At 59.8% G+C, this 15,285-nt stretch carries 18 protein-coding genes and 4 pseudogenes; 9 read left to right on the plus strand and 13 right to left on the minus strand.

Annotated features, from left to right (window positions below; all coding sequences use genetic code 11):
* Positions 1–222: 222 nt before the first annotated feature.
* Positions 223–345, plus strand: a pseudogene (locus CXY73_RS19960) (transposase); the annotation flags it as partial.
* Between the two features lie 246 nt (positions 346–591).
* Here CXY73_RS19960 and CXY73_RS19965 read toward each other — a convergent pair.
* From CXY73_RS19965 to CXY73_RS19980, 4 genes and pseudogenes are all read right to left on the minus strand, one after another.
* Positions 592–1,137, minus strand: a pseudogene (locus tag CXY73_RS19965) (recombinase family protein); the annotation flags it as partial.
* Between the two features lie 75 nt (positions 1,138–1,212).
* Positions 1,213–1,533, minus strand: a complete 321-nt coding sequence (locus CXY73_RS19970; protein ID WP_104178701.1) for a multidrug efflux SMR transporter — start codon at positions 1,531–1,533, stop codon at positions 1,213–1,215.
* Complete coding sequence (locus CXY73_RS19975) at positions 1,533–1,877, minus strand: multidrug efflux SMR transporter (RefSeq protein ID WP_104178702.1); 345 nt, start codon at positions 1,875–1,877, stop codon at positions 1,533–1,535. The genes CXY73_RS19970 and CXY73_RS19975 overlap by 1 nt, the downstream gene beginning before the upstream one ends.
* A gap of 2 nt (positions 1,878–1,879) precedes the next feature.
* Entirely contained in the window at positions 1,880–2,401 is a 522-nt protein-coding gene (locus CXY73_RS19980) for a TetR/AcrR family transcriptional regulator (protein WP_104178703.1), read from the minus strand.
* 454 nt (positions 2,402–2,855) lie between these two features.
* Here CXY73_RS19980 and CXY73_RS19985 point away from each other — a divergent pair, with 454 nt between their 5' ends.
* From CXY73_RS19985 to CXY73_RS20010, 6 genes and pseudogenes are all read left to right on the plus strand, one after another.
* Positions 2,856–3,041, plus strand: a complete 186-nt coding sequence (locus tag CXY73_RS19985; RefSeq protein ID WP_104178704.1) for a transposase — start codon at positions 2,856–2,858, stop codon at positions 3,039–3,041.
* Positions 3,042–3,080: 39 nt separating this feature from the next.
* A pseudogene (locus CXY73_RS23060) lies at positions 3,081–3,471 on the plus strand (hypothetical protein); the annotation flags it as partial.
* 466 nt (positions 3,472–3,937) lie between these two features.
* Positions 3,938–4,978: pseudogene (trpS, locus tag CXY73_RS19995) on the plus strand (tryptophan--tRNA ligase).
* Positions 4,979–5,593: 615 nt separating this feature from the next.
* Positions 5,594–5,824 (plus strand): 3'-5' exonuclease, encoded by a 231-nt coding sequence (locus tag CXY73_RS20000; RefSeq protein ID WP_199185438.1) that lies wholly within the window; start codon positions 5,594–5,596, stop codon positions 5,822–5,824.
* A gap of 228 nt (positions 5,825–6,052) precedes the next feature.
* Entirely contained in the window at positions 6,053–6,841 is a 789-nt protein-coding gene (locus tag CXY73_RS20005; protein WP_158254171.1) for a metallophosphoesterase, read from the plus strand.
* Between the two features lie 323 nt (positions 6,842–7,164).
* Complete coding sequence (locus CXY73_RS20010) at positions 7,165–7,503, plus strand: hypothetical protein (protein WP_158254172.1); 339 nt, start codon at positions 7,165–7,167, stop codon at positions 7,501–7,503.
* A 531-nt stretch (positions 7,504–8,034) separates the two neighbouring features.
* Here the strand turns inward: CXY73_RS20010 and CXY73_RS20015 are convergent.
* The 9 genes from CXY73_RS20015 to CXY73_RS20055 form a co-directional block, all read right to left on the minus strand.
* Positions 8,035–8,298, minus strand: a complete 264-nt coding sequence (locus CXY73_RS20015) for a type II toxin-antitoxin system RelE/ParE family toxin (RefSeq protein WP_104178708.1) — start codon at positions 8,296–8,298, stop codon at positions 8,035–8,037.
* Positions 8,299–8,307: 9 nt separating this feature from the next.
* On the minus strand, positions 8,308–8,535 hold the full coding sequence (locus CXY73_RS20020) for a ribbon-helix-helix protein, CopG family (protein WP_104178815.1): 228 nt from the start codon (positions 8,533–8,535) through the stop codon (positions 8,308–8,310).
* Positions 8,536–8,681: 146 nt separating this feature from the next.
* Positions 8,682–9,221, minus strand: a complete 540-nt coding sequence (locus tag CXY73_RS20025) for a hypothetical protein (protein WP_104178709.1) — start codon at positions 9,219–9,221, stop codon at positions 8,682–8,684.
* Positions 9,218–9,658, minus strand: a complete 441-nt coding sequence (locus CXY73_RS20030) for a hypothetical protein (RefSeq protein ID WP_146071829.1) — start codon at positions 9,656–9,658, stop codon at positions 9,218–9,220. The genes CXY73_RS20025 and CXY73_RS20030 overlap by 4 nt, the downstream gene beginning before the upstream one ends.
* A gap of 111 nt (positions 9,659–9,769) precedes the next feature.
* On the minus strand, positions 9,770–10,000 hold the full coding sequence (locus tag CXY73_RS20035; protein WP_104178711.1) for a hypothetical protein: 231 nt from the start codon (positions 9,998–10,000) through the stop codon (positions 9,770–9,772).
* A 102-nt stretch (positions 10,001–10,102) separates the two neighbouring features.
* A complete protein-coding gene (locus tag CXY73_RS20040; protein WP_104178712.1) occupies positions 10,103–10,486 on the minus strand; it encodes a hypothetical protein in 384 nt (127 codons plus the stop codon).
* Between the two features lie 110 nt (positions 10,487–10,596).
* Entirely contained in the window at positions 10,597–11,229 is a 633-nt protein-coding gene (locus CXY73_RS20045) for a helicase associated domain-containing protein (protein ID WP_104178713.1), read from the minus strand.
* A gap of 243 nt (positions 11,230–11,472) precedes the next feature.
* A complete protein-coding gene (locus CXY73_RS20050) occupies positions 11,473–11,883 on the minus strand; it encodes a hypothetical protein (protein ID WP_146071830.1) in 411 nt (136 codons plus the stop codon).
* 167 nt (positions 11,884–12,050) lie between these two features.
* Entirely contained in the window at positions 12,051–12,338 is a 288-nt protein-coding gene (locus CXY73_RS20055) for a helix-turn-helix transcriptional regulator (protein ID WP_146071831.1), read from the minus strand.
* Positions 12,339–12,452: 114 nt separating this feature from the next.
* Between CXY73_RS20055 and CXY73_RS20060 the strand changes: the two genes are divergently transcribed.
* Positions 12,453–13,340, plus strand: a complete 888-nt coding sequence (locus CXY73_RS20060) for a site-specific integrase (protein ID WP_146071832.1) — start codon at positions 12,453–12,455, stop codon at positions 13,338–13,340.
* Entirely contained in the window at positions 13,337–15,091 is a 1,755-nt protein-coding gene (locus CXY73_RS20065) for a hypothetical protein (RefSeq protein ID WP_104178717.1), read from the plus strand. The genes CXY73_RS20060 and CXY73_RS20065 overlap by 4 nt, the downstream gene beginning before the upstream one ends.
* Positions 15,092–15,285: the final 194 nt, after the last annotated feature.

Raw genomic sequence — 15,285 nt, forward strand, 5'->3', positions numbered from 1 at the left:
CTGAGACGACGCTATCCGAACAAACTAACCTGGCATGTCTGTCCTGAGACTATCTACGACGGTGTGTATCGCGGGCTGATCGTCGTGGCGACGCCGGCGAGCCTGCGCACGGGACGCACGTACAGGCACCGTCGCGGGCGTGGCAGGTCCAAGTGAGCTGCTGCGGATATCTCGGACAGTGGGCCCTCTTAAAATGAGGGTTCACTGAAAGTAGAGATCAGCATGACCGCAGCGCGGAGAAAATTTACCCAGGAGTTCAAGGACGAGCTGTGTCGCGAGGTGATCAATACCTCGAAGCCGATCAAGGACGTCGCCACCGCGTATCGCGTCGGCCCCGAGACTCTCTCCTTCGTTATCGACAGAGCGCCGCGGTGCGCCGCGTTCCCGTGTCGGCGCGCGGGGCAAGCGCCACGATGCCGCCGACCTGGCAGATCTGGTGCCAGCGTTGCAGCGTCCGCACACTGATCCCAGAATCCCGAACGAGAGACGCAAGAGGCACCTGGTCCTCGACGTGAAGTCGACGAACCCGCCACCGCTCATCGCCGTCCACGGCGGGCTACATCGCTGGCCCTCGCGGGCGGCGAGAACATGTTGATGGCGGTACAGAGTCGCACGGCTGCAGCCGACGAGGCGTGCGGCATCGGCGGCAGTACGTCCACGCTGTCGGGCGGCAGTGACGATCCCGAGCTTCTCGGCGATCACCGTCGAATCCACGGCTGGCCGGCCGAAGCGGGTGCCAGCAGTGCGTGCGGCGGCGATGCCAGCATTGACGCGTTCGACGATGAGTTCGCGCTCATACTCCGCCAGTGTCGCGAGCATATTCAGCATCAGCCGACCGTTCGTCGTCCCGGGGTCGATCCCATCCGAAATAGAACGCACGAGCACACCACGCTCCCGCAGTAGGTTCACCGTGTTAAGGACATCGATGAGAGACCGGCCGAGCCGGTCCACCCGGCACACAACAATAACGTCGCCCGGCTCGGCGTAACCAAGGAGCTTCTTCATCCCCGAGCGCTCACTGGCCGTCTTGCTCCCCGAGGTGATATCCGCAAACACGTCCCGCTTTTGCACCCCAGCGGTAACCAGCGCATGAAGCCTAACCGCCGAAATCCGCGAGCATCGTGATGGAGGATCCAGCCGCGTGACACGCCGCAGCGATGGCAGAAGTGGCCCCCTGCCTGAAAGCCGCTTTTATCTCGTCGCGTGGTGTATTTAGAGAGTGGCGCCGATCTCGATGAGGAGAACGCCGCCACCGATAAGCGCGATGCCGACTCCCATGATGAGGGTGAGTGGTTCTTTGAAAAGGAACTTGCTGAGCACTACGGTGAGAGCAACGCCAGCCGCGACCCAGATGCCATACGCGACGCCGAGGGCCATACCCGTGGATAGAGTAAGCACGAGCATGCCGAACGCGATGAGGTAGCCGATCCCCACGCCGACGAACCAGTTCTTCTTACCGGTGGACGCCATACGTAGAGAGATAGTGCCGAACACTTCGAAGATGATCGCGCCGGCCAGGTATAGCCCACCCATCAGACCACCTCGGTTTTCGTGTGTGCAGCTTGAGAACCGATTTCAACGCACAGCACTCCGCCGATTACGAGCACAATGCCGATACTCATGAGGACGGTGAGCGGCTCACCGAACAAAAGCGTCGAAAAGATCGCGGTGAGCGCGACCCCGGATGCTCCCCAGATGCCATAGGCAACACCAAGCGCCATGCCGGCTCGCAAGACGAAAGAGAGGGCAACGAACGATCCGAGGTAGCCGACCACTACAACGACGTACAACCCGGGCAATTCCATCGCTCCCTTGAGCGACAGCGTGGCTGTCACTTCAAGGGCTATCGCCCCGGCGAGGAAAAGCCATTTGTTCATGGTTATGCCTTTGATGAGATGAGGTGTTGGGCAACCGCGAGAATCGCGGCGCGTTCGGGTTCGGTAAAGTTCACGGTGCCGAGAGCCCGATCAAACCAAGCGCCGTCGGCTAACAGCCGGGCCGCACGGATGGACGCAAGCGCGACACGATCAGCCGTGATGCTCTCCCCAAACCACGGCGTGAGCCGTTCCACCCACAGCTCATTGAGCTTGCCCCGCAACCGGGCGTCAGCGAGCAGAGCGAGGTCACTCAGGTCCATCTCTGCAGTAAACGCGAAGTCGATATACGCGCGAAGACGAGCGCGACTGTCGCCGCCCTCGTCGACGCGGGAAGTGAGATCCAGCTCCCAACGATCCATCAGTCGCTCAACAACTGCGATCGTCAAAACCTCTTTCGTCGCGAAGTGGTGCACCACCCCCGGCTTCGTCAGTCCCGCGTGCCGGGCGACCGCATCAAGCGTAAGCAGCTCTCCCTGACGCAACGCGACGAGTGCTGCATCCAAAATTTCCGTCTTCGTGGCCACAAAAACAACTTACCATACGGTTGGTAAGGAACAATCTAGTCCTAACCCTCCCGCCGCAGCGATGAACTACCTCCCGGGTTGCGACCCCGCGAATCAATTGACGAAAGGGCAATAGCGGCAACGTCAAGCGCCGCAAAAACACCGCCCTCTAAAGTTGTGATATTTAATAAATATGACTTATGCCTAGTTGGGGTCCACCCTAATTAGGCGTCTCGCTCGGAGGCACCCCCGAGGGAGCGTTGAGTTGCAAGCCTGATCGCCTCCATCCATTAGGCATTCTCAACGTCCGTCCAGCCGATCCAGAATTTCTCAACTTCACCCTCACTGGTTTCGCGAGAGAGATAGCCCTTCATCGCCAGCGAATTCTTGCGCCTGAAGACGGCAGCGATACCGAGACGTTCTGGCCTAGCTTCCTTCGCTCGCTGAAGACCCGCGGCTTCGAGGGTATCTCGTTATCTCCGACGCGCACACCGGGCTGAAGAAGCCATTTCCCGTGTTCCAAGGCGCCAGCTGGCAACGCTGCCGAGTCCACCAAACGCGCAACATTCTCTCGATCGTGCGGTTTGCCAGCCCGGAGATGGTCGCCAGCGTCATCCGCACTATCTGTGCCCAGCTCAACGAGAAGCGCGTCAAGGCCTAGTTTGCCGACGTCACCCGTACACCCCGCGACGCCCGCGGTGATGGACGTGACAATCCCGACGCCTACCGACTCCTGACCACGATCCGGGATCCGGGATCCTGGATCCTGGCGAGGCATCGGCCGAAGAACTCGCGACCGGGTACTCCCCACGGTGGGAAATCGAGTCGGTGTTTGACGAGTTGAAAACCCACCATCGCGGCCCGCGCATGGTGATGCGATCCAAATCCCCCGACCTGGTCAAACAGGACATCTGGGGCCACCAATGCTGCCACTATGCGATCTGCACCTTCATGGTCGAGGCTGCCCAGCACGCTCACCGAGACCCCGACCGAGTCTCTTTGTTGCCGCATTTCGGATCGCCCGCCGCCCAGTCCGTCAGGGCACCTTCCCCCTCCGCAGCCTGACCGCGCCACACGCCCAGGTCCGCTAGTACTCCGTTCAGCTCGCCTCAGGCGCGTTCGGCCGCATCGAAACGTCACGACTGCTCCGCGATTATTACCTCCCGCAACGGATGGAACGACTGCTTCGAACAACCCTTTCTTCGTGGAACATCGCTGAGGAACGTGTCGGCGACCTCTTCGCAACTTAAACCGCGATTTCACCCGCACGCCTGGCTGTGCGGTATGACGTTGCCTTGGATCTGCAGGGTTTGATCCGGCGCCATTCGGAGAGAACGCGGCCGAGTCCCGCGATCCTGTGATGTGTTGGCAGTTTCAGCTGGGACCATTGATCGCCGCGGCCTCCCGCACGGTGAAGTAGGATTTCTTCATGAACTTCAACCGATCCGCTTGGTGGTGGCTGCGATAGCAGCCGGTTGAAACATTTCTACGGGCTGCACGGCGGCCCGTAGAAAGTTCCGAGGACTTCGTGTAGCTCCTAATTCTCGGGAGAAACAAATGAAGTCTTTCACTGCAACCGTGCGGCGTTCAGCAGAGGTCGCAGCTGATGTTGTTCAGCATCCAGAGCGCTTTTGAGTGCTGACCGGCGAGAGGCCGACGGGGCCTCTGCATCTGGGATATTATTTCGGCACGATTAGAGAACGGGTGCGACTGCAGCAGGCCGGAGTCGAGACGTTCCTCGTGCTGGCGGATTAGCAGGTCATCACCGACCGCGACACCACCGCGCATGTCCGCGAGAATGTTTATGGGGCAGTGCTCGATTACTCAGCAGCAGGCTTGGACCCGGCACTCACAACAATCTTCACTCATTCGTCCGTGCCAGCTTTGAACCAGTTGGTGCTGCCATTTCTGAGCCTCGTCACGGAAGCGGAACTGCATCGGAATCCGACGGTCAAGGCCGAGTTGGCGGCGTCGGGGCGCGCGTTGAGTGCGTTGCTTCTGACCTATCCGGTACATCAGGCCGCCGACATCCTGTTCTGTAAGGGCAACCTGGTGCCTGTCGACAAGGACAATCTTCCCCACGTTGAGATGACTCGCTTGATCTCCCGACGGTTCAACGAGCGTTATGGCACGGTATTCCCAATCCCCGATGCTTTGCTGACGTCGACCCCGGAGGTTCCAGGCCTTGATGGGCGGAAAATGTCGAAAAGCTATGGAAACGCGATCGCTCTGTCGATGACCCCTGATGAGACTGTTGCCGCGATTCGGGGGACCAAGACGGATCAGGACCGCCGAATAACATTTGACCCGGAGCACCGACCCGGCGTGTCTGCTCTGTTGTCCACCGCGGCCTTATGTCTCGGTATCGGATCTGCAGTACTGGCCGATGACATCGGTGATGCGGGCAGCAGCGAGCTGAAGTCCGCGACCGCCACTGCGGTGAATGATTTCTTAGGACCACTGCGTGAGCGACGTCGACAATTGGCAGCCGACGAGGATCTTGTGCGGGCAGTCCTGCGGCAGGGAAACGAAGCGGCGAATCTCGTGGCTGAGGCCACTCTTGATCAGGTGCGCGAGGCGATGGGCACCGTCTATTAGAGTCAACCGTCCTACGATTCGGCCGAGGTCGGAAGATGACAGTGCACTTAAATCCCAGGCGACCGTCACCCCAGCCACAGGGGGGGATGTGATGGGCCAGTTCGACCTTCGCCGACACCCCGCCCGCCGTTGAGTACCCGGGCCTCGACAATATAATTCTCTCCTCACGGTCGGGCCTCGTAGAGGCATGCACGCCGCAGTGGTGATCATGTCGGTCGTCCTCATCAGAATGAGCAAACGTCCGCCAGTCCGGGGTTGGGAAGTAGCGAAAAGACTTAGAGGACGATCAATTGACACCGAAATCACTAGCGTCCGAACTCAACGTTGCATCCGGTTCCATCGTCGTAGTTCGAGACGCAGGTCGCTGGTCACTGCCATCACCCCAGCGCCGAAGGATAGCTCGTACATTACCAAGGCCTGTCCAAGCTCGTGCGCGACAAGATCGTGGCTCGAGACCGGCGGTGAACCCGAGCCCATCGGGATTCTCGTTCGCGATCGTGGTCAGCGAGACCGTGTCGTCTCTGGGCTCGCCGAATGCGGTGCTACGGTGCGCGCACTCGATTCCGACAAGGCCACAACCGGATATCCGCAGGCTCTCACGATGCACGATGCACGATGCACCGGGCAAAGGGGATGGAGTTCGCCCGGGTATTGCTCTTCGGCCTCGGAGACCAAACTCTGCCCAACATCAACTTACTGAAGCAACTCGCCGAGGCGGAATGCCCCGATGCTCTTCTTCGCGAGCGGTCATTGCTCTACGTTGCGGCAACGCGGGCCCGCGACGAGTTGGTCGTGTCGTGGAGTGGGGAGCCGTCGGCGCTGCTGTGCTCTGCGCCAGCCAGCTGAGAGTTGCCGATCGCGCTGAATCCCTGACCAGGGATGGCCCTGACTCGCGGGAAAAACAGGTTGCGGTCATCTGCGTGGCGAAATTTTCCATCATTGGGTCGCTATGGTTCGAGGCATGACGCCTCAGGCAAAATCCCGCCGGGATGGCACGAGGTCTCTCAATGCTCTCGGCAACTTCAAAGGCCCCAGTATTGCCCCGCGCAACTCGCCCAGGACAGGACTCAACCAATGATGGACCGTTCACTCGACACGCTCGTCGGGTTTGCCGGCGACTGGCACGGCAATTCGAGTTGGGCCGCCATGACAATCCCTGCCCTTCGCCGGGCGGGGGTGCGCACACTCTTTCACGTCGGTGACTTTGGAATCTGGCCAGGCGATGCTTCCTTCATCGACACCGTCGAATACTGGGCGAAAACTGCGGACGTGACGATCTGGGTGACTCCCGGAAACCACGAGGATTACGACCAGATCGACGAGTTGTTCACCACAAAACCGGATGCCCCAGCCCAACTCTCCGACCACATCTGGCTGCTGCCACGGGGCTACCGGTGGAGCCAATCCGGCCGGAGCTTCGTGTCGCTGGGCGGGGCCGCATCCATCGACTACCGCGACAGGACTCCCGGCAGGAGCTGGTGGATACAAGAGCAAATTCTTCCCTCTGACGTTGAGCGGACAACCAGGGGTGGGCGCGCCGACATCCTGATCACGCATGAGGCTCCCCTTGAGGGCACCGAGGCCGTCGCAGGTATTCGTCGAACGAACCCTCAGGGGTGGCCAGCCGAGACCGTGGCCTACGCCCGTTCCGGTCAGGAACTTATCACCACTGCAGCCGAGGTGATCAAGCCGGCCCTCCATGTCCACGGGCATTGGCATGCCCCCGATGAGGTGCAGTTTCACGACGGGCGCCGCGTGTATTCCATGGGAATGGATTTCCAGGCCCACAACCTCGCCACACTCGATCTCAACGACATGCAATGGAACTGGATCAGTGACCGCAAGCTTGGCCCTGTGAGATAGTCACTACGAGGCTCGTCAAGTTCACTCCGTTGGACGGCTGGACCCCGTTGAAAACAGCTGGCGTATCTTCGCCCAATCATCCAAATTGATCACCCTCCATAGAGGCTGGTGGCCCTGTTTTCAAGGCAGTACTGGCCCTATTTTCAGTCGGCGTCAACACCAGCGGAGAAACAGCATGCGAGCATCTTCGCGGCGAATTTTTCAACTGCGGAGTCGCTATGGTTCGAAGCATGACATCCATAGCGAAATTGACGCGGTCTGGCCACAGTCACACAAAGTCACCGGTACCCGAAACAGTCCTCGCGGCCCGAAATGCCCTCCCATTGGCCATGATCACGGGGATCACTGACGCTTTGAACGCCGCTGGGGAAGTCGCGGGCCTGGCCCCCTTGACTTGGAAAATCATGTTCGAAGGAGACGTGCTTTTAGAGGGTACGCATGTCGGCGGCGTAACCCACCCCGACGGTCAACTCCTTTGCGAGAATTGGGGCAACTTCTTGGGCATCGATGAGTCCTCCGATTTGACCGGTGATGGCTGCCGGTATTGGTATGGAAACCTCGAAGACTGGACCATCTCTCTTTACTCCATTCACGATGCCGCTCTTTACTCGACGCATTACCCTGACGACCCGGCGGGCTTTCCGGTATCGAACTCAAACTGACCTTTGCGAGCGGGCCGTCCGTTTGGCCGCGGCACGATACTAGGCGTCGCAGAACTGGACCCGTGCCTTGCGTCGAGCTTTTCGTGTTTCGCGGCATTCGCCCCGTACGAGCCACAAACCGTTCAAGGAGTCGAGCCTGCTCGTTCCAGTTGTCAATCTTGCAAGAGGATGCCATTTTCCACTCCTCGGAGGGGGCCAGCTCTCGGACGCGCACCATGCGTCGAGTGTCGTGTCACGGCAGGCCACTGCCATGCCCACGGCGCCGCTCCAGTACTGCCAAGAGCTCAGGGGAACCCCAATCCATTTTCCACTCCAAACTGATGTAAACCTGAAAAGCTATTACCGAAGAGATACGCCTGCTTCCACAGGCGCGCGTATTCTCAGTCAAATATCAGGGTTCAAGTTGGGCCGCGCGGCGTTCATCGGAATCATCAGCGTCAGGCGGTTATGGCGTGGCCTCGGACTGCCGAACTACAGTCGGACGGCGTGGGACACACGATTTCCGGAACTCACGAACAGTTCAAGGGCGCCCTAAATGTAGATTTTCGAGCGGTGCCCGAGGTCCACAGCCACGATGACTAATTCCTGATCATGGAGATCGCAGAGGATTCGGTAGTCGCCCACCCTGTAGCGCCAGAGTCCGGCAAGATGCCCAGTCAGGCCCTTACCCCGGGCGCGCGGGTCATCGAGCGCCGCGACGTCGTCGAGGTAGTCAGCGATGGTGGATGCTACCGATTTGTCTAGCTTCTTGAGGGTCCTGAGCGCATCTCGGTCAAACTCAATTGTCCAGCTCACTCGACGAGCTCACTCGTCCAGGCCAAGTTCGCGCCGCGCTTCTGCGCGTGAAACGGTCGTGCGACGCCCAGCTCGAATGTCTACAGCGTTCTGGGCTACGGAGTATTCCCATTCCAGCTGGTCGAGGCCCGACGTGATCAGCTCTCGCAGGTAGAACGCTTTGGAACGTCCCGTTGCACGGGCCAGCCGGTCCAGGCGTTCTTCGGTTTCTTCGGGCAGCCGAATCGAGGTGGGCATCAGCATCTCCTTGAGTGAGTACGTGTAGTCATTGTAGTACACATCCATGATGTCGGCTGGATGACACCAGGGCCGGTCGATCACGGCGATGAACCGACCCGGCGGCAGCCGCCCGGAGTCAGACTTCAGCGAACGTCACTCACGACCTACGACCCCCGAACTTTCGCTTCGGTATGCTGCTGATCGCGAAGCCATTGGAAAATGCTCCGCTGACTGCTTGTATCCAGAAGTTGGGTGCGGCGTTCATCCGCTGTTGTACCGGGCAGCTCCCGGACCACACCCAAAATCTGCGCGACCCTCACCGCCTTCCCCGGGTTCAAAGCGCCGCCAGCAGCCCAGCCAGCAACGGTTCGCCCCGTCACCCCGAGCAGACTCCCGACCTGATTCACGGTCAGGCCGGAGAGAGTGAGTATTTCGGCGGTGTTCGTGGTCAGGGTCCGGCCGGTGGTGAGCAGCGTGCTGCTCACACTTTCCACGAATGAGCTTGGATGTTCGTATGGTGCACCACCATCAAAGCGGTGAGCAATCCGGTCTAGGGCGGCATCCGCTGTTTCTAGAGCGACCAGCAGCCGGGTGATGAGATCGCGCTGGTGAGTTGCACACACGCAATTGGCGGGAAGGCCCGCGTCGCACAAAGTGCACGGCTGGGCCGCTACCTCCGCTTCCGCTTTCAGGTCAGCGTTCACGCGGCGGACTGCTCGTGCTCGGCGGCATCCACAGCATGCTCCGTGTGCATGTACGCAGAACGAACATCCGTGTTGCGTTCGAACGTGAAGCTGTTCAACGCAGCTGCGGTTTCAGGAGCCAAATCCAAACCACTCGACGATCGGGCCACAACCGACGAGTCGGGCACAACCCGGTTAAGGTCGATCGCATAACGTTCCACGATCAGCTCATCTGCCTTGCCCGCCACCTTCTGAGTTCGAGCTTGAACATCACGAGTGATCGCCTCAAGGACGCTCACAAACGACTTGGGGAAAATGTCTTCACGGCCTTTGTTCGGGAGAGCAGGTGCGGCAGGTTTGGCAGCAAAATCCAATCGTGGCTCCAAGCGCTTTCCTTGGCTAATAACCAACTGGCCGACAGATGCGACAAATGTGACGGACGCCAGCGCACCAGCCACACCATCATGAAACGTGTCCAGGTCACTGGGTCGCGGGACTGACCTCCACGCATGCAGCCCGGCGGTGGGCGCAGCCAAACCAAGGACTCATCTGGTCTGGCTGCGCTCGATTTAGGCGATCTCACCCCGATCAGCGAGGTTCTGCATAGCCTGATCCATAGCGAGGAAGATGCCAGCGATGTTCTCCACTATGTTCTCTTGCTGGTCATGCGTGAGCGCGCCCCACCGCGGGCGCTCCCCACCAGTCACAGCAGATTGCTGATCCGCCAAGCACCCGGCTGTCTCGTCGATGAGCTTCACTCGAAACGGAGACCACTCATCGCGCCATGTTGCTGTGGTCATTTATCTTTCCTCGTTGTCGGTTTATTCTTCGGGCGGGGCGGGTCACGGCCCGTCAGGTGTTGGAGCTATCACGCATCGTGCGTCGGTGAACGGCACTCCTCCTCACCACTGAACCGCGGCCGATGTTCGTGCCCGCTCGAGGACCAGGCTCGGGTCGCCCAAATGTTCAGCCGGCAGACCGCCACGGAAGTACCCCGAGGGTGAGCAGAGCCAGAGGAGGAGTTCCTCTTGGCTCCACCCAGCGTTGACAGAAAACACGATGAGGTCAGCGATGACAGGGAGGATGAGGTGTAATTCGGGATCGAATTGGAAACGCGGATAGATGTATGCGGCTCCACGCTTGACGGAGAAAAGATGACCCTCCACTCGAAGGCGCCGAAGGAGCACATGTCCTCCGGCGTGAACATTGACGATTTCGAGAACTTCGGCGGCCGTATACAGCCCACCAGCCGCGTCAATATCGCGCCACGCACTTTCTGGAATCATGAACAACCTCCGATGCTTGAAACTCTCTCGTTCGACAACCGAGCCCTGGGGAAGACTGCTCACGGTACTTTGCTGCCAGATTAAAATTTCGCCACGGAGATGGCACCCAGCTATCGGAAGTCGGCCCAACCGGGCAAGGAAACAAGTTTGAAGACCCTGTTGGCAGGAAGGGTCTTCCTGGTGAGGGCGCGGCGCTGATTGTTCGCCCAAATTGCCAGGGAGTTTTCTTCTGACTCGGCGCCCGTCACTCGGGAGAAGTGCGGCTCGCGGCCGTGTACTTCGACGAAATCTATGTATCGCTCATAGTTGTTGTCCCAACGGTCCTCGAGCGGCGCCCACGAGAATCCGGGCACTTGGTTCAGCCGGTCAATTTTGAACACGTTAAGCCTGTCGACGGTTCGACGGTTATTCCGCACCCAGTTTTGAAGCCGAACCTCTCCGGCAGAGGGTTCCGTATTCATGAATGCCGTGCGCTGCGGCATCCGGCCCGTGGACTGCACAAAACGTTCGAAAGTTCGAGCCTGCTCGTTCCAGGTCTGAATCCGCTGCGGGAAAACCAACGCCCACATGGCGGACGGGTAGGCCTCTCGGATACCGGCCATGCGTTCGAGTGAAGTGTCGCCTTGCTTCACAGCTATGCAGACGGCACTCAGCCAGTACGTCATCGAGTCCGCGTCGCTCTCGCGCGACGGTGGTGCCAGGATGTTTTTCGTTTGATGAGAAGAAAGTTCGTAGAAGGACACTTGGCGCCGTTTCGGTTTCGGCCACCGGTGGATACCCGGTGATCTAACCCCCTCTATGCGCAGTCCGAAAAAATTCACGATCAACCGTCGCCGAAACGGCTTGAGCGACGAAGCTACCTAGCTTGGCGCTCGAGCAATAGGAATCGCTATAAGAATGACTCCATGGCCACTCCGGGCCATTCCTACCCTTGCACGGGCACGGGCAGAATGCTGGACCAACTGACGAGCCGGCTGATTGAGAACCTAGACGGGTTCCGAAAGACTTGTAGGCCAGCATTGATCGTCGGCCAGCAATTCACGGACTGTCTCAAACTGCTGCGCCCAGCTCATGAGATCGGCGAGCTGCATCAACGTCTCGCCCCTGTTGATTCGAACGGCGCGGTCATAGCTCATCCCGGGCGGCATTGCCGATAACCCCCCGTCTGACGTTAGCTTCGCCAGGAGCGCCTCCAAGCCCAGGCCTTGAGCGAGGACTGCTTCACGGACGCCGTTGGCAACCCTGTGTTGCAACTGGGCGGCCAGAAATCGGGGATCGGATGCGTCTATGCCCGGGGCGGGTTGAAGCAGGGCGGATGACCTCCCGAACTGCTTGCGCACAGCCACCATGCTTCGTGGCTCATATTTAAATCCACCGGCCGCGGCTTGAAATGTCATATTTGCAGGCTAGCAAATTGAGCGGAATTTACCACCTGTTAACGGTATTTATCCGCTTCTAGGAAGCGTAATAATGCCAAACATTAGGGATATTCCCTACTTTTACTCGACACCAGGCCTCCACCTGTGCGCATAGAGCAACCGTGAATCAATACTTTGAACAGTCGTCAGTTCGGGCCCTCAGAATAGGCCGGCCACAGCGAGGCCTTGAGGCCGAGCTCCAACCTGGCGAGGGTGGCCGTGTCCGGCCAGGACATCCCGTTGAGAACGGTGCCGATGCTCGCCCGGTCAACTCCGGTCTCACGGGCGACCTCGCGAATGCTGCGACTGCCCATGGCGTCCCGCAGGTTCAGCACGAATTGCCGCGCTACCTCGGCGACAGGGTCGTCGCTCCGCGTCGTCGGCCAATCGATACACAGCTCGTGTGGGGTGACACGAGATGGGCGCGGACTCATATCAAAAGCATATCCGGCCACATAGGCTCGTTCGCCGATTCCACGAATCCCGACATCTGTGCTTTACTCAATGGCTGCAGTTACTGCCAATTGAGTGAGGAGGTGCGCGCGACCATGACCAACTACCAACCCCAGCGCGCTACCGCCGAGTGGAAACGCAGTGAATCGTTCGTCAAAGACGCCTGCTCCCTCGCCGCACCACACACCACCTACACCGCTTCCATGCTCCTGACCGTCACGAGCGCCTTCGTCCTCTGGTGCGTGAGGGCACAGGGGTGGCCACTTCAGACCGACGTCATCTTCAGCCGCCAAGCCATCGACCTGTACTGCACCCAAGAGAGTCCCGAACGTTCAGAGGGCACCCGCCGCAACTACCGCGCCATTTTGATGCGTGTGTCTGAGGTGGTGGCACCGGAAGAACACCCCGATGCCATGACCCCACTGGCCCGAAAACGAGTCGCTGAACCGTACAGCGCGCGCGAGATGGAAGAATTTTCGCTCTGGGCCCTCGGCCAAGTCACCGCAGAGAAGCGTCGTCGAGCGATGCTTATGCTTGTATTGTGCGCCGGCGCAGGTCTCAGGCCGAGCGACGTCAGCACGATTTATCCCGATGATGTCGTTGTCGATGAACTCGGCATCGTCCTCACCATCCATGGCACCAATCCGCGCACGGTGCCTTTGCTCCGCCCGTGGGAAGAATGGATGGTTGCGATTCTGGCGCAGGCCCCAAGCGATATTCCTGTGTGGGGTAAGACCAACACCACCCGCGCGAGCAACTTGCTGTCGAACTTCAGTCAGTACACCGTGGGTCTTAGGCCCCGCAGCGACAGACTGCGCGCCACGTGGATCGTCGCGCACCTCCGAGCCGGCACCCGCATCAAAGAACTTACCCGTGCCCTCGGAGTGGAGAAGTTTGAACACCTGCCGCGCTATCTGGAACATGTCCAAACACTGGACCCTCCCCATTACCGAGCTGAGCTTCGAGACGCGGTCAGCCAGTGAACGCTCTCACCTCCGACGCCGCCCTCCTGGAAGAACGGATGCAGTCCACGTTCGGCATAACCCAACTGGACTACAAGCGCGAACGCGCCCGCGGCCCCGTCTCACGCGCCTACCTCAACAACGCCATCCGCATCGTCGACAACTCCGGCGTCGTGACCAAACTTATCGAGTGGCGGCACGCACGCCTGAAATCAAACGCCGGCGTCAAACCAACCATCCCCTTCCGCGCCGTCCTTGTACTCTTCCTCCTGCACGTGCAGCTCGGCTACGGCATCAACTATCACCGCATCGCAGAAACCCTCGACGTGCACTTCGGCGCCGAAGAATTCGCCCTGCTCGGCATCCAAAACCACGCCGGTGACCACGATGATTGGTACCAACGCCTCTGGCGCTCAGCCAATCGCATGATGGCCCTCATCGACCCCTACCCCGGCCCCCGCAACAAGCGATTGAAGCCCAAGGCCTACGCCAAACTGCTCGCAAAGCAAGCCACACCGAAGGCCACACGAAAGTCTGAACGCAATCTGGAACGCCTCGACTGGCTGTGCGAACAACTCCTCCACACCAGTGTGCGCATGCTTCCCGCCGACATCTGGGCCAAATACACCGGCAACATCGCCGCCGACGCGACCCTGATACCGGGAACCGGTCGACCCAACCCGACCGACCCCACCCTGCGGCGCGGCAATGCCGACTCCCACTCCGGACGCTACCGCCGAGAAGGAAGCCACGGCGGCCTGGGCGCCAAAACGGATAAGGCCGGCTACGAACTCGAAATCAGCGTCATGGTCTGGGACAAACCCGGACAAAACATGCTGTTCCCCTCACTCATCACCGCCGTCGGTTTTCACCGTCCCGGAGAAATCATCGGGCACGGCGCGAAGCTCGTCGACTCCCACCAACGCCTCGGCTTCACCAGTGGCCTGGTCATCGTCGACCGTGCCTACAACGGGGAGAAAGCCCGCAACTTTCAAATCCCGTTGAGGCTGCGCGGCTGCGAACTCGTCATCGACTACAAGAAGACTGATCTCGGGCTGCAGAACCAATGGGGCGACCTCATCCTCGTCGACGGCAACTGGTATGTCACCTGGATGCCGCAAAACCTCATCGACGCCACCAAGAACTACAACACCCGTGAGCCCGACCCCGCTAACCCGAAAAAGCCCCGGCGCCTCATCGACAAGAAAACCTTCAAGGCCTACTTGGAAAACCGCAACGCCTACCGGATGAAGCCCAAAGGTCGCCCCGACAAAGACGGATTTCAGCGATTCCTCTACCCCACTCCCGGCAGCTATATGGCTATTGACCGTGTCAGCGGCAAACGAGTGGCCAAACCCTCAACACCCGTGAGTGTCACCATCCCCCTCGACGCCGGCGCACCATCCGAACGAAACCAGGACCCCCGGCTCGCCGTCAAACACCTGCAGAAATTCGCCTACAAGTCCGCAGAACACCGCAAGTACTTCGGCATGCGCAGCCTCGTCGAATCCGCCAACAAAACCCTCAAGGGCAAGAACTTCGAAGACCTCGCCAATGTCAGCAAACGCTCCGGCCGCGGCTTCGCCTTCAACTACCTCGCCGCGACACTCGCCGCCGTCTCCTCGAACCTCCGCAAAACCTACGACTTCTACGTCAAAGCCGCCGAAGTCGACCTCGGACATACGCTGTCCCGCGAACGCCGCCGCAAGGAAGCCACCGGAACACCACTGAGCGCGCACAGCGCGCTGCCGGCCCTGGCGCCACCGCAGTAACAACGGCCGCCACCTACTCCAGCATCAACCACCCGCACACCGAAAGCATCAGCCTGCCCACCCGCAGGCTATTTCCCATTTAAAAGGTCAACGCCGACTCAACCGGCCCGATCGGGCCCGCCAACACCCTTAAAAACCGAAGGCCGGTCAAGTATTTCAACTCAACCGGCCCGTTCGCTTGGATTTCATGAAAA

The sequence above is a fragment of the Cryobacterium sp. Y50 genome (genome assembly GCF_002929805.1).
Taxonomy (GTDB): Bacteria; Actinomycetota; Actinomycetes; order Actinomycetales; family Microbacteriaceae; genus Cryobacterium.

Excerpts from the sequence above, each read along its gene's own strand:
- CXY73_RS19970 (WP_104178701.1), bottom strand. The coding sequence starts at position 1,533 with ATGGGTGGGCTATACCTGGCCGGCGCGATCATCTTCGAAGTGTTCGGC.
- CXY73_RS19975 (WP_104178702.1), bottom strand. The coding sequence starts at position 1,877 with ATGAACAAATGGCTTTTCCTCGCCGGGGCGATAGCCCTTGAAGTGACA.
- CXY73_RS20000 (WP_199185438.1), top strand. The coding sequence starts at position 5,594 with ATGCACCGGGCAAAGGGGATGGAGTTCGCCCGGGTATTGCTCTTCGGC.
- CXY73_RS20005 (WP_158254171.1), top strand. The coding sequence starts at position 6,053 with ATGATGGACCGTTCACTCGACACGCTCGTCGGGTTTGCCGGCGACTGG.
- CXY73_RS20020 (WP_104178815.1), bottom strand. The coding sequence starts at position 8,535 with ATGCCCACCTCGATTCGGCTGCCCGAAGAAACCGAAGAACGCCTGGAC.
- CXY73_RS20035 (WP_104178711.1), bottom strand. The coding sequence starts at position 10,000 with ATGACCACAGCAACATGGCGCGATGAGTGGTCTCCGTTTCGAGTGAAG.
- CXY73_RS20040 (WP_104178712.1), bottom strand. The coding sequence starts at position 10,486 with ATGATTCCAGAAAGTGCGTGGCGCGATATTGACGCGGCTGGTGGGCTG.
- CXY73_RS20050 (WP_146071830.1), bottom strand. The coding sequence starts at position 11,883 with ATGACATTTCAAGCCGCGGCCGGTGGATTTAAATATGAGCCACGAAGC.
- CXY73_RS20055 (WP_146071831.1), bottom strand. The coding sequence starts at position 12,338 with ATGAGTCCGCGCCCATCTCGTGTCACCCCACACGAGCTGTGTATCGAT.
- CXY73_RS20060 (WP_146071832.1), top strand. The coding sequence starts at position 12,453 with ATGACCAACTACCAACCCCAGCGCGCTACCGCCGAGTGGAAACGCAGT.